Raw genomic sequence first — 14,236 nt, forward strand, 5'->3', positions numbered from 1 at the left:
CACCCGTTGAACTGAATGTTTGTAAAGAAAGAAGGGATATTTTTTTATACATGTCCCTGTATATGGTACAACGCAAAGGCCCTTGACCAATGAAGTCTTCCACCGGTAAACTTATTAATGGTGCTTTTAGCAGCTTTACTGTTATATAAATCCAGATTAGTGATTTGCTTACTTTCCTTCATCCATTGCTGTAATGGAAAGGTAAAGCCCATTTTTGGCCTGTTCCAAACTACCTCGGGTAGTATATCTTTAAAGGTATCAATAAGTATTTGCTTGCCTTGCTTACCTCCAAACCTGATGTCCGGATGAATCATTGATGCCTGATGCAACAGATCTTCGTCTAAATATGGTACCCTCACTTCAAGGCCGTGGCACATGCTCATCACATCTGTATCATGCAGCAGCTGGTTTTGCATATACAAATTGGTTTCAAACCATGATGCTTTTAGTTTATCATTGTTAAGGGTATTATTGCCTATTTTATCATCAAACAGTATCCTGTCTATTTCTTTACTATCGGCACCTGTTAATTCCTTAATTTCTGAGGGGATAAACAAACCGCGTAAAAATAAATAATCTGCAATAGGATGATCATTTGCAAGGTATGCAAACCGCTTGAAGCGGCCACCCGGCCAATGGTTTGCTGCCCGTAACAATGCTGCAGGTACAGACCTCAGCGTTTTAAGGTATTTAATGCGCCTGAATGAGGGATAGCCTCCAAAAATTTCATCGGCACCTATTCCGGATATTACCGCTTTCAAGCCACTTTCCCTTGCATATTTACTGATGAACCATGAGTTGATGCCATCTGTTGTTGGCATATCCAGGGCCGCTATTATTTGCTGAAAATTGCTATCAAAAGCTGCTTGTGTTACTAAATGAGTAAAGCTTTCACCATTCACACGGTTCAATACAGCCTTTTGATATTTACGCTCATCATATTCCTGTTCGTTAAAGAATATAGAAATCGTTTTCAGTTGTTTTTCTTCCTGGTTTGCAAGTAATGTAAGCAGGCTGGAATCAACCCCCCCGCTTAAAAATACCCCGATAGGCGCATCAGCAATTAGTTGACGGCCAACAGCCTTTTTTAACGTATCATATAAAGCAAGCCGGGCGCCTTGTATATCGTTTGTATAGTTAATGGGTTCAAAAACAACCTGGTATGCTTTTATAGTATAACTCCCATCCTGTTCCCAGCAAAAAAAATGACCTTTAGGCAGGCTGTATACATCTTTTAATGTAGTGTAGGGTTCTGGTATATGGCCAAATGCCAATAAATACACAGGCCAATCCGGGTTTTTAGTAGTTGCTATACCTGCAATTTGTAAAGCCTTTACTTCAGAAGCAAATGCCAATTGCTGTTCCTTTACGTTATAGTACAATGGTTTAATTCCTGCGCTATCGCGTACCAGGTAAACCTTTTTATTTATATTATCATACAACGCAAAAGCAAACATACCTCTTAATCTGCCGAATGCATTTATGCCCCAGTGTAAGTAAGCCTGTATAATTACCTCTGTATCTGTTTGTGTGATAAATACTGCTCCAAGCTTTAATAATTCAGCTTTTAGCTCAGGGTAATTGTAAATCTCGCCGTTAAATGTAATATGCGCCCTTTGAGCAATATCTGCCATAGGCTGGCGGCCCCTGCGCTCAAGATCAATCACCGAAAGCCTGCGGTGGCCTAAAACAACCTTATCTGCCGCTGTGTAGATACCCTCATCATCGGGCCCGCCATGCTGCAAAGTATCGCACATTATCTGTACAATCCCGGTTTTATTAATATCCAACCGGTTTGATACCAATCCCGCTATTCTGCACATGTTACCCGTATAAACACAGCTTCGCCCCGTAAGTCACATTTTTGATTTGTAACTTATTGATTTGTAGCAATTTTGTTTTGCTATGATTTGTTAGTTCGGCTTATAGTTAAAGCCTGTTTATGTATTGTGCCGCAATATTCACTATTATTGAACATCCCAGCTTTTCTAACCGTAATAATAACTGTTTCTGAGAACGGTATGCAACAACTTCGCCTGTTATACCTTTAAGCGGGCCTGCTTTCACTTTAATTTTTTCGCCCGGTTGCAGGTTTTCTTCGGTAACTTCAAGTTCATAAGGGCTGGCTGTTAATAGCTTAAGCTCATTTATCTGCCGCTCAGGCATAGGTGTAATTTTACCAGAGAAGTAAATAAATCGCGCTATCCCCTTTGTCATTAATACCTCGGCAAGGTTGTTCTCTGTTATATGTACAAATAAATACGACTTAATAAGCGGTTCTTCTACCCACTTTTTACGGTCGCTCCATTGTTTAAGGCGACGCTGTAGCGGCAGGTAGGTTTCAATTCCTTTAGCGGTCAGTGCTTCAAGCGCTTTTTTTTCTGCCCTCGGATGGGTGTATACAGGATACCACTTTACGTTTGCATTAACCGCAGCTGAAGCCATAAATATATTTTACGATTTAAACCATCTCTTAAGGTTCCACCATTTCTTTTTTTCTGTATCTATATAGTAGCCGGAGCTTTCATAACCACTGTAATCCGAGTAGTAATAATATTTGCCATAATTATCGCCGGTAAGCCGGGTTGTATAATACCTGGAGTGCAAAAGGTCCTCCTCAAAAGCATTCAGCACTATAACTGTATTATCCAGATGATATTCCTGTGCTATACGCTGTGGAATAGTAGCCGCATAATACTTTGATTTGCCCGAACGTATCACAAAAATATTGATATCACTGGCGCGTATCAGCGGAATGGAATCTGACACCAGCCCGATAGGTGCGGTGTCTATCATGATCACGTCGTATCTTTCTTTTAGTTCTGTTATTAAAACCTTCATCCTCTCGCTATGCAAAAGCTCTGAAGGGTTTGGAGGCACCGGCCCCGAAATAATAAAATCAAGGTTTGGCTGATCAGATTTCAGTATAATGTCATCCACTTCAGATTGGCGCGACAAATAAGTACTCAACCCCGCATCGTTAGGTACATCAAATGTTTGGTGCAACTTTGAGCGTCTTAGATCTGCGCCGATCAAAACAACCCTTTTATCAATAAGCGAAAGCGTGCTTGAAAGGTTAACGGCAACAAATGATTTACCCTCGCCGGCAACCTCTGAAGTGATGCAGATTACTTTACTGGCTTTTTCTGAAGCCAGGAAGTTAAGATTGGTACGAACTGACCTTACCGACTCTGCAAATATTGATTTTGGCATGCTTATGGCTAAAACCTGCGAATTATCCTCGTTTACACGCTCCGGAAATTTCCTGATCACTCCAATTATAGGAATGGTGGTGAGGCTTTCTACGGTTTCTTTATCATATATGTATGGGTTCAATACACGTATTAATATGATGAGGCCAAGGCCCGCTACCAAACCTAAAATAACAGCCGAACGACGGATGCCATGCTCATCAGGCGATACCGGCGAGAAATTTGGCTGTGCATTTTCAATAATGGTAGCGCCGGGTAATATGCCAGCGCGACTTATCTGGGCCGAAAGTTTTTTCTCTGATAAGTAAGAGTAAACTTTTTCGTTTATTTCGTAATCGCGCCTTAATGATATTTGTTCGCGCTCAGCTACCGGAAAAACGGATATTTGTTTATTGACCGCTGCCAGTTGGGCAGAAAGATAATCGAAACTTCTCTTTACGTTTGTGTACGTGGCATTTACTGAATTAAGCGCCGCGTTTTTTGCTTGTAATATAGAGCGGTTAATGTCTTGTATAGGTTGCGACGTTGCGTTATATGTTTTTAATAGCTCCAAACGCTGGTTAATCAGGTTATCCAAGCGGGTAATTATTGCCGTTAAAGCAGGGTCTATCTGGTCGCCGCCTATATTAAAATTAAGGGTAACATTATTTTTTTCTTTAGATATCTGATCTTTAAGCTGATCGATTGCCAGTAACTGCAACTTCAATAATGCCTGCTGCGATTCAAGTTCCTTAGCTTTTGTTAAAGCCATTTCTGCCGATTCGCTGACCTCCATCAGTTTGTTTTTCTTTTTAAAATCAGAAATAGATTTCTCAGAACCGCTGACTTCGCTCGATAAAAACTTCAGCTGATCATCAATAAAATTGATCATCTGCGTGGCCGATTGTGTTTTGCGCTCCCGGTCATACGCCAAATATTCTTTCATTATGGCGTTCAGCGCATCAGCGGCAAACTGGGGGTTAGCATCGGTTTGCTGCAATAGCAACACATTTGAGTTTTTAACAACCTCGCTTGTACGTAATCCTTGTTTTACCCGGTTAAGCAGCTCATCAGGGCTGTTAAATTTAAACAGATATACCGTGTTATTGCTTATAGAAACCGGTTTTTTAATAGTAAACGTGGTAGGCCCAACAGTTATTGGTGTATCGTAATTATACACATTAGCAGCTTCTTTATTGCCAGCCTTGTATGAAAGCGTAAAACTGTTGTTGCTTTTGGCTTTGAAAGTTATTATATCACTATAAAAGTTAAGGCTATCGAACTGTAGTTTTTGGATATCCAGTGGCTTTTGCGGGTAAATTTCACTTGTGCGGACACGACCTTCAATATAAAAACTTATAGGGTAGTTAAGGTCTTTGACAGCGCTTAAAATAACCGTAGGGCTTTGTATAACAGATGTTTCACTTTGTATTTTTGACGGCCCTCTTTCAGACGGGCTCATGATATTGACCAGGTCTGATATTTCAGTTTTTTTTTCCTCCAGCTTCATGGTGCCGGATGTTGCGTAAATTTTTGGGGTATACCAAAGATAGATATATGAGCCTAATACAAACAACAGCAACGAGCCGGCAATCCAGTACCAGCGGCTTACCAGTATCTTGCCAATTTTAAAATAATCAATTTCCTGGTTGGGTAATTTTTTTACAAACTTTTCTGTTTCTTCCATTATTGCCTGCTAAGGGTAAAAATGATAAGCGCGGTATTTAAAAGTAGTAATGCCGGTTGTGCCCAGGTATTAAAGCTTTGAAGGTTTTCCGATCGGATAGCACGTTTATTTTGGGCGATGTAAATAACATCTCCGTTTTGTAGAACGGTGCGTGGGTCTGATATTGAGCTTAAATCGCCCAGGTCTATTTCTGTAACTTGTTGCGATTTATCTTTACCTCTGATAATCTGAATGTTTTTTTCGTTTGCCTGTGGGGTTAAGCCACCGGCCTGTCCAATTACTTCAACCAATGTAGTATTATCCTTTAGTAGCGGAAAGTTGCCCGGCGCCTTTACTTCCCCCAGTAATGTCACTTTTAAATTAACAACCTTAAGCTCAATTATCGGGTCTTTTAAAAGTTTTTTACGGTAAAGGTCTTCAATAAGTTTTGCTGCCTCGGTGCGGGTTAAGCCTGCTACCTGTATATGCCCAATAACAGGTAAAGCTACGGTACCATCCTCTTCTACCTGGTAGGTTTGGCCCTGTGATATATTGTTACCAGACTGGCTTTGCGCAATTGATGTTTGCGGTACCTCGTCAACTATGTATCTTATGTTTTGAAGGTTTCTTATTTGTAATACATCCTGTGGTTGTATCCTGTAAATTATAGCAGGTGCGGGTTCGGTAGTAGTGCCCGTGGCTGTTCTTTTTTGAAAAAGCAGCTGGTTTTGTTTATAAGAGCAAGAGCTGCCAAGTATCATTATACCTGTAAAGCAAACTAAAACTAATAGTAAAAAACGCATATCAGGGTTAATACTGCTAATATTACATATAAATTATGCAGCAAATTCAAAAATACATATTTTGCCACTAAAACCACTATTCGTAAAGTTGCATTTTCCAAAAATAACCGTTGTTACTGTTTGCTTTAACGCCGAAGGAACCATTGAACGTTGTATAAAGTCGGTTTTAAGCCAGGACTACCCCAATTTAGAATACGTAATAGTTGACGGCGGTTCAACCGATGGTACTGTACCTATCATATCTAAATATAAAAATCGCATTAACATTTTTATCAGCGAGCCGGATAACGGTATATATGACGCAATGAATAAGGGCATTGCATTTTCGTCTGGAGAAATAACGGGGATGCTTAATGCTGATGATTTTCTAACAGGCGAAAATATTTTAACTGTTGTGCACGAAACCTTTAAAAAGGATGAACCGTACATTGTGTACGGCGACCTTGATTATATTGATGGCGCCGGTAGGGTAATACGTAAATGGCGCAGCGGGCAATATAAACATGGCATGTTTAATTATGGCTGGATGCCGCCCCATCCAACGTTTTACTGTAAAACTGAGTTATTTGAAAAACTGGGCAATTATCAACTGGTGTATGGTACCGCTGCCGATTACGAACTGATGTTAAGATTTATGCATCTGCATAAGTTGCCGGCTGCCTACATACCTATGGTGATGGTAAAAATGGCTGCCGGCGGTGTAAGTAATCAAAGTATAAGCAACCGGTTAAAAGCGTTGAAAAACGATCTGAAAGCTATGTATAAAAATGGTGTTTTTTTACCTCCCATAGCCTTATTATTCAAACCTTTAAGAAAGATAAAACAATTTTTTTAATACGGTTACAATACGGTATCTTCGTCACAGATAATTGCCCCTAATTTAATTTATCTGATGCCGGAGTATTTAGGTATTTATTACTCTATTTATTATGTATTAATGGTAGTGTTATCTATTTCGATAACAGTACTTGCCATCCCTTCTATTTTACATGTTGCCCGCACACGGCATTTGTATGATGATGTTGGCCATTTTCGAAAGCAGCATGATCATGGTATACCGCGTTTAGGGGGCGTGGCCATATTTGTAAGTTTCACAATCACTATACTTTTATTCAGTATTGTTGATAAAACCACACCTGTAAGCTATATGCTTGCTGCAAGTATAGTTTTATTCATAATGGGTATTAAGGACGATCTTTCAGGCGTTAATCCCAGTACAAAGCTCCTGATCCAAATTGTTGTAGCGTCAATTTTAGTATTAGCGGGCAATATCCGTTTTACCAGTATGTATGGTATACTGGGCTTTTACGATATTCCGTACGTTGTAAGCGTAGTACTTTCTATCCTGTTTATTATACTTATCATCAATGCGTTTAACCTGGTGGATGGCATAGACGGCCTGGCAGCTACCACATGCATTATTGTTAACGGCACCTTTTCGGTGTTATTTATTTACATCAGGCATTATGAGCTTGCTGCAATATCGCTCACTATTTCGGGTGCGGTATTAGGCTTTTTGCGATATAACATTACTCCGGCAAAAATATTTATGGGCGATGCCTGCTCACTGCTCATTGGCCTTATATCGGCCATTATGGCGATCAACCTAATCGAACTGAATAAGATCAGTGAAGGCAAATCGGTTGAGATCATTTCGGCGCCAGCCTTGGCATTCGCCATTCTTATCGGGCCGATATTTGATACATTAAGGGTATTTACATTACGAATCTTTAGTGGCAAATCACCTTTCGAGGCAGACCGGAATCACATACACCATCGTATTTTACGCCTTGGTTATACCCATCTGCAAACTACATGTATCCTTGCCGGGTTAAATATCCTGACGATTGTTCTGGTACTGGTTTTTTCAGAACTGGGCAATTTTGCGCTTATGCTTATCATCTTTGCTATATCTATACTATTTAACTGGGGCATTACCTTCTTTTTGCGTGCTAAAGAGCGAGAAAGCCTGTCGTTACGCAACCTGTTTGTTTAGCCTCGGATAAGCATAGTATATTTATTAGTTTTGCAGCCTTAAATATTGTTGGGATGAGGATTGCAATTAACGGCTTCGGGCGCATAGGGCGTATTTTTTTAAGAACCATTCAGGCTAAACCAGGTATCGAAGTAGTGGCCATAAATGATCTTGCAGATACCGCCACTCTCGCACACTTATTTAAGTATGATTCTGTTCACCGGGGCTTTAAAGGAAACGTTTTTGCAGATGCGGATAACCTGTATGTTAACAACAAACAAATAAAAGTTTTACGACAGTCAGACCCAGCATTGTTGCCATGGGAGAAGCTTGATATCGACCTCGTAATTGAATCAACAGGGAAATTTGCCTCGCGCCAAGGGGCGCAGAAACATTTGGATGCCGGTGCAAAACAAGTAATCATTTCGGCCCCGGCAGGTGATAAAGGTGTACCTACCGTTGTTTTAGGTGTTAATGATGACACAATAGATCTGCATTCGCCCATATTATCTAATGCATCCTGCACCACCAATAATGTAGCAGCCATGGTGAAGATATTGGATGATAACTGGGGCATACATGATGGGTATATCACCACGGTGCACTCCATGACGGGCGATCAAAACCTGCACGATGCCCCGCACAAGGATCTTAGAAGGGCAAGGGCGGCTTCGGCTTCTATTATACCTACCACAACAGGTGCTGCAAAAGCTATAACCAGTATTTTTCCGCATTTACAGGGCCGCCTTGGCGGCGCCGGTATACGTGTACCTGTGCTTAACGGCTCACTTACCGATTTTACCTGCAGCCTTAACAAACTGCCAACTGTGGAGCAAATAAACAAGGCTTTTAAAACTGCAGCCGAAGGCCCAATGAAAAATGTATTAGAGTACACCGAAGACCCGATTGTATCTACCGATATTCTGGATAACCCGCACAGCTGTATTTTTGATGCCCAGTTAACCTCGATAGTAGGAGGATTGGTGAAAGTTGTAGGGTGGTATGATAATGAGATGGGGTACTCCAGTCGCCTGGCTGATGTGGTTGAAAGAATAAACCAACTGCCATCATGATGATAAAGTTTATAAGCGCTGATGATGTACTACCTATTCGTAACGAAGTTTTACGCGAAGGTGAGCTGACGCTTGACGAGTGCCGCTTTCAAAACGACGACCAGGAAGGCGCCTTCCATTTAGGCTTTTTTGTGGATGAAGAGCTGGTGTCAGTGGCCTCATTTCATCCGCAGGGGTATAAAGACTTTAAAGGCAGGGCCTATCAATTGCGCGGTATGGCTACGCTCGAAAATTACAGGGGCAAGGGCTACGGTAATATGCTGGTCAATTTTGCTATAACATACCTTAGGGGTCAGCAGGTAAATTACATGTGGTGTAATGCAAGAAAAAAAGCCGTGCCATTTTATTTAAGCGTTGGCTTTGAGGTTATTTCCCCGGAATTTAACATATCTGGGATAGGCCCCCATCATGTAATGTATGTTAAGATTACATGAAATTTAAATGAAAATGACAAGGTTTTTAACTTTGCGTTGGCTATTAGAAGAAAAATAACCATTTTGCCGCAATTAACTATTTTACCAAGTATGAAAACTATAGATCAAATTAGTTTTAAAGGTAAGCGTGCTCTTATTCGTGTGGATTTTAACGTGCCACTGGACGAGAACTATAACATTACCGACGATAATCGCATGACGGCAGCTTTGCCAACCATCAAAAAAATATTGAAAGATGGCGGTGCTGTAATATTAATGTCTCACCTTGGGAGGCCAAAAGATGGCCCTACTGAAAAATATAGCCTTAAACATCTTGTCCCCCATTTATCAGACCTGCTGGGCCAGCAAGTAGAATTTGCTGACGACTGTATCGGCGAAGACGCAGCTCAAAAAGCAAAAGAGCTTGAAAACGGCGAAGTTTTGTTATTAGAGAACCTTCGTTTTTATAAAGAAGAAGAAAAAGGGGATGTAGCGTTTGCCGAAAAGCTATCAAAGCTGGGCGATATTTATGTGAACGATGCTTTTGGTACCGCTCACCGCGCGCATGCCTCAACTGCCGTTATAGCTCAGTTTTTTCCTGAGAGCAAGTTTTTTGGTTACCTGATGGCTGCGGAGCTTAATAACGCCGAAAAGATATTAAACGGTGCTGCCAAGCCGTTTACCGCTATTATGGGCGGCTCTAAAGTATCAGATAAAATTCAGCTGATTGAGCGCCTGTTGGATAAAGTAGATAACCTGATCATCGGTGGTGGTATGGCCTACACATTTGCCAAAGCTGATGGCGGCAACATAGGTACTTCGCTTTTAGAAGCTGATAAACTTGACCTTGCCCGCAGTTTGGTACAAAAAGCAAAAGAAAAAGGCGTTAACTTATTATTGCCGGTAGATAATGTTGTTGCTGACAAGTTTGCTAATGACGCGCAAACCGATGTAGCTAAAACCGGCGAGATAAAAGACGACTGGATGGGCCTGGATATCGGCCCTGAAACTGTGAAACTGTTCAGCAAGGTTGTTGAGGAATCAAAAACCATACTTTGGAACGGACCGATGGGCGTATTTGAAATGGATACCTTTATGGTAGGTACAAAAGCGATTGCCGATGCTGTTGCAAAAGCTACCGATAACGGCGCGTTTTCTTTAATCGGTGGTGGCGACTCTGCCGCTGCGGTGGCCAAGTTTGATATGGTTAATGATGTTAGCTACGTATCAACCGGCGGCGGCGCTCTGCTTGAATATATGGAAGGTAAAGAGCTGCCAGGCGTTAAAGCCATCAACGAATAATATTGTAAATAAATATTATAAGAAGGTCTCTGAAATTTCAGGGGCCTTTTTTTGTTTTAATGTTTATTTTAGGCCATCAATCCACAAACATGAAAAGAACTTTCCTCATAGCTTTTAGCTTTCTGCTTTACGCTTTAACCTCTTTTGCGCAAAGCGATGCTGCCTATATAAAAGAAAATTATACCAAATACGAGTATCAGATACCTATGCGCGATGGCAAAAAACTGTTTACATCCGTTTACGTACCTAAGGATCAATCGAAAAAGTATCCTATAATGATGGACCGCACACCATACAGTGTTGCACCTTATGGTGCCGATAAATACAAAGCGGCTCTTGGCCCATCGTCTCAATTTGTACATGATGGTTTTATATTTGTTTACCAGGACGTGCGAGGCCGGTGGATGAGCGAAGGTATATATGAGGAAATGGCGCCCGAGCTTGAAGTGCATAAAACCAATAAGGATGTAGATGAGGGTACCGATACTTATGATACTATCGACTGGCTGATAAAAAACCTGGCCAATAACAATGGTAAGGTAGGGGTGTGGGGCATCTCCTATCCCGGTTTTTATACTACTACTGCACTCTTGAGCCGACACCCGGCTTTAGCAGCAGCTTCGCCGCAGGCGCCAATTGCCGATTTGTACCGCGACGACGCTTTTCATAACGGCGCTTTCATGCTGGTGGCTAACTTTGGTTTTTATCCCGGCTTTACTAACCGGCAGGATGATAAACCCACACAGCGCCGTGCTAAAGGTTTTGATCCGGGAACTAATGACGGATACAAATTCTTTCTGGATATGGGCAGCATGCGCAACTCCAATGTAAAGTACTACAAAGACACCATCCGCCTGTGGAACGAAATGATGGACCACCCGGATTACGACCAGCACTGGAAAGACCGTAACGTATTACTCCACCTGCACGATATTAAAACACCAACCCTGGTAACCGGTGGCTGGTATGATGCGGAGGACCTGTATGGCGCCATCAATACTTATAAAGTGTTAGCTAAAAATAATCCTAATACGCCTGTGTATTTCGCTATGGGGCCCTGGGTGCATGGCGGTTGGGCGCGCGGCAAAGGCGACCATCTGGGTGATGTAGGCTTTGGTGGCCCTACCGGCCCTATGTATCGGGAAAATATCGAGTTTGCCTTCTTTAGCCACTACCTTAAGGGTACACCGCTCGATCTGCCGAAAGTAAATACGTTTGAAACCGGTATTAACCAGTGGAAAACTTATAAGCAATGGCCGCCCGCAGAAGCACAGGAAAAGAATCTGTACTTGTTACCTGGTGGCAAGCTGTCGTTTAATGCGCCAGGCGGCACTAACAATGATTACAAAGAATTTGTATCAGACCCAATGAACCCTGTACCGTTTATTGAAGGTACCGACTTTGACATGACCCGCGAATACATGACCGCCGACCAGCGCTTTGCCGAGAAGCGCCCGGATGTATTAACCTATCAAACGGATGTATTGGATAAGGATATTACCATAGCAGGTAACATCTGGGCAAACCTTAAAGTAAGTACGACAGGTACTGATGCCGATTGGGTGGTAAAGGTACTTGATGTTTATCCTGATACCGCTACTGCCAACCAGTTTACAGGCAAGGGTATTAACATGGCCGGATATGAACAGATGGTGCGCAGCGAGGCTATGCGTGGCAAGTACCGCAACAGCTTTAGTAAACCGGAGCCCTTTGTACCTGGTAAGGTTACCCCTGTTAATTTTGAGTTACAGGATATACTGCATACCTTTAAGAAAGGGCATCGTATAATGGTGCAGATACAAAGCACCTGGTTCCCGCTTATTGACAGGAATACCCAGCAATTTCAGGATATTATGAAAGCTAAGGACACTGACTTCAAAAAAGCAACGCACCGGGTGTACAGTTCAAAATCAAATCCAAGTTATCTGAAGGTAAGAGTGATGTAAAGCTTCAGCTTGCATTATGGCAAACCCGGGGTGCAAACAATTAGCAATTTTAAAAATTAGATTATTATGCAACCTATCAACATTACCGCTATACAGCATATTGGCATACCGGTGACAAACATCGGTGATTCGCAAACGTTTTATGAGCGCCTGGGCTTTGAAAAAGTGATGCTTGGCGGTTTTATAGAGAATGGTAAGCCTGGTGCTTGTGTTATGATGCAGCGCGGTAATATGATCATGGAATTGTACCAGTTACCAGAACCGGCTTTAGATGAGATACGCTCACGCGGAAACGGGCATATTGACCATGTAGCCTTTAACGTGCCTGATATTGATGAAGCGTTTACCATGGCAAAGCAGGCAGGATTTAACGTGATAGAGCCTGAGCCGGTTTTTCTGCATTTCTGGAAAAATGGCTGTAAATATTTTAATATAACAGGCCCTGATGGTGAGCGCCTTGAATTTAACCAGATACTATAACAACGTATGAAAAGATTTTTACTGACGGGTGTTTGCCTGATCGTTCTGTTTGCTTCATGTTCAAGAAAGCTCAATAACGGCTGCCCGGTCAACCAGATATGCACCGAGATATTTGCCTCGGTAGGTACACAATTTGTTGATAATAATGGCAACGCTGTTACCGTGACCGATTTTAAAGTAACCAATCAGCGCACAAATAGAACCATACAGCCGAAAGGCGAATTGCCTTCGGGTAATTTGCCTCCATTCTACACCATAGTTAATGATAGCAATAAGAAAGAGCTATCTACAAAAGGTGATGATATCATAGTGACCGCGGTTTACAATGGCCAAAAGGTAACAGGGACTTTTAAGATATCAGGCGGCTGTAATTGCCATGTAACCAAATTATCCGGCCCCGAAAAGATCATAGTTAATTGAAATTATTTCTCAAAATTGCTATGTTTGCATAGTAATTATAGGTTATGTATAAAACCTGGTTTAAGCGACTTGTAGTATTCATTTGTCTGTTTTCTCTGTTAGAAAGCGCGGGGATATCTTTTACCCGGTTTATTAATGGGTCGTTTACTTGTAAAGAGTACTGTAAGTTAGCAGATAGTGATGACGACACTACTAAAAACCGTGAGAAGGAGGAAAGCAGCTTAAAAGAAATTTGGGCTCTCATCCCGGTAACGCACAATTTGTTGCCACAGATCGCTTATCATAATAAGCTTTATTTATCAGTTGCAGATCAGTTTCACTTACAGTGGATCCCCCCGGTGCCCACACCACCACCTAATCGCTTGTTTTTCACTTCATATCAAGCGTAAGCTTTAATTACAGGTATTAATTATTCTATTTATTCTACACACCATGAACATTCGTGTTAAAATCATAGTGCCGTTAATTGTAGCGGCTATTGCAACTTCATTCGGTGCATTTGCACAAACGTTAACTCATAACGATCTTAAAATAAATACTGCTCCGGTAATCAATTCATTAAGTTATATTTCGCAGCTTACCCCGGTTAGTTACGAGTATAACCGCAGCGATTTCAAACAACTGCACCTGCAGTCGGGTAAACAGTTCGGGTTTGATATCGCCAAAGTGAAGCAGGTTTTGCCATCAGTTGTTACAGAAAAAAACAGCTGGTATACAGTAGGCAAAGGCAACCAAAAGGCTGTTGCCATGCCCGAGGTTGATGCCGGTAAGCTTGTACCCTTACTGGTAGGGGCTATTAAAGAGCAGCAGGCACAAATAGAACAGCTTAAGGCAGAAGTACAGCAGCTAAAAGCAAAGTAAATTTAAAGAGGCCGTCTCATAAGTCATTATGAGGCGGCCTCTTTTTGTTTGGATTGGGTTAGTTAACAGTAAGGCTGGACCGTGTCAGCTTGCTTTATTCTTTTCG

The 14,236-nt window shown here is 41.7% G+C and carries 13 protein-coding genes; 9 read left to right on the forward strand and 4 right to left on the reverse strand.

The genetic code is table 11. The annotated features are described in order from the left end of the window. Nucleotides 1-44 precede the first annotated feature (44 nt). From asnB to ACFQZX_RS15600, 4 genes are all read right to left on the reverse strand, one after another. Nucleotides 45-1,823: an asparagine synthase (glutamine-hydrolyzing) gene (gene asnB, locus ACFQZX_RS15585; protein ID WP_377117048.1), complete on the reverse strand. Its 1,779-nt coding sequence runs from the start codon at nt 1,821-1,823 to the stop codon at nt 45-47. Between the two features lie 106 nt (nt 1,824-1,929). Beyond that, the gene (locus ACFQZX_RS15590) at nt 1,930-2,445 is read right to left on the reverse strand and encodes a UpxY family transcription antiterminator (RefSeq protein ID WP_377117050.1); all 516 of its coding nucleotides are present in this window, start codon (nt 2,443-2,445) and stop codon (nt 1,930-1,932) included. 9 nt (nt 2,446-2,454) lie between these two features. After that, nucleotides 2,455-4,878 carry a GumC family protein gene (locus ACFQZX_RS15595; RefSeq protein WP_377117052.1) on the reverse strand — a complete coding sequence of 808 codons (2,424 nt, stop codon included), beginning with the start codon at nt 4,876-4,878 and terminating at the stop codon, nt 2,455-2,457. Then, nucleotides 4,878-5,660 (reverse strand): polysaccharide biosynthesis/export family protein, encoded by a 783-nt coding sequence (locus tag ACFQZX_RS15600; RefSeq protein WP_377117054.1) that lies wholly within the window; start codon nt 5,658-5,660, stop codon nt 4,878-4,880. Before ACFQZX_RS15600 ends, ACFQZX_RS15595 begins: the two co-directional genes overlap by 1 nt. An 88-nt stretch (nt 5,661-5,748) precedes the next feature. On the opposite strand from ACFQZX_RS15600, the gene ACFQZX_RS15605 reads away from it, so the two are divergent. From ACFQZX_RS15605 to ACFQZX_RS15645, 9 genes are all read left to right on the forward strand, one after another. Continuing rightward, nucleotides 5,749-6,495: a glycosyltransferase family 2 protein gene (locus ACFQZX_RS15605; protein ID WP_377117056.1), complete on the forward strand. Its 747-nt coding sequence runs from the start codon at nt 5,749-5,751 to the stop codon at nt 6,493-6,495. 57 nt (nt 6,496-6,552) lie between these two features. After that, nucleotides 6,553-7,656 (forward strand): MraY family glycosyltransferase, encoded by a 1,104-nt coding sequence (locus ACFQZX_RS15610; RefSeq protein WP_377117058.1) that lies wholly within the window; start codon nt 6,553-6,555, stop codon nt 7,654-7,656. Nucleotides 7,657-7,709: 53 nt separating this feature from the next. Beyond that, a complete protein-coding gene (gap, locus tag ACFQZX_RS15615) occupies nt 7,710-8,708 on the forward strand; it encodes a type I glyceraldehyde-3-phosphate dehydrogenase (RefSeq protein WP_377117060.1) in 999 nt (332 codons plus the stop codon). Continuing rightward, nucleotides 8,705-9,142, forward strand: a complete 438-nt coding sequence (locus tag ACFQZX_RS15620; protein ID WP_377117062.1) for a GNAT family N-acetyltransferase — start codon at nt 8,705-8,707, stop codon at nt 9,140-9,142. The genes gap and ACFQZX_RS15620 overlap by 4 nt, the downstream gene beginning before the upstream one ends. Nucleotides 9,143-9,232: 90 nt before the next feature. Next, nucleotides 9,233-10,423: a phosphoglycerate kinase gene (locus ACFQZX_RS15625; protein ID WP_377117064.1), complete on the forward strand. Its 1,191-nt coding sequence runs from the start codon at nt 9,233-9,235 to the stop codon at nt 10,421-10,423. An 89-nt stretch (nt 10,424-10,512) separates the two neighbouring features. Beyond that, complete coding sequence (locus tag ACFQZX_RS15630) at nt 10,513-12,369, forward strand: CocE/NonD family hydrolase (protein ID WP_377117066.1); 1,857 nt, start codon at nt 10,513-10,515, stop codon at nt 12,367-12,369. A gap of 66 nt (nt 12,370-12,435) precedes the next feature. Beyond that, the gene (locus ACFQZX_RS15635; RefSeq protein ID WP_377117068.1) at nt 12,436-12,849 is read left to right on the forward strand and encodes a VOC family protein; all 414 of its coding nucleotides are present in this window, start codon (nt 12,436-12,438) and stop codon (nt 12,847-12,849) included. Nucleotides 12,850-12,855: 6 nt separating this feature from the next. Then, nucleotides 12,856-13,269 carry a hypothetical protein gene (locus tag ACFQZX_RS15640; RefSeq protein WP_377117070.1) on the forward strand — a complete coding sequence of 138 codons (414 nt, stop codon included), beginning with the start codon at nt 12,856-12,858 and terminating at the stop codon, nt 13,267-13,269. Between the two features lie 432 nt (nt 13,270-13,701). After that, nucleotides 13,702-14,130 carry a tail fiber domain-containing protein gene (locus ACFQZX_RS15645; RefSeq protein WP_377117072.1) on the forward strand — a complete coding sequence of 143 codons (429 nt, stop codon included), beginning with the start codon at nt 13,702-13,704 and terminating at the stop codon, nt 14,128-14,130. The last annotated feature ends 106 nt before the right edge of the window (nt 14,131-14,236 follow it).

Source organism: Mucilaginibacter litoreus (genome assembly GCF_042676805.1).
GTDB lineage: Bacteria > Bacteroidota > Bacteroidia > Sphingobacteriales > Sphingobacteriaceae > Mucilaginibacter > Mucilaginibacter litoreus.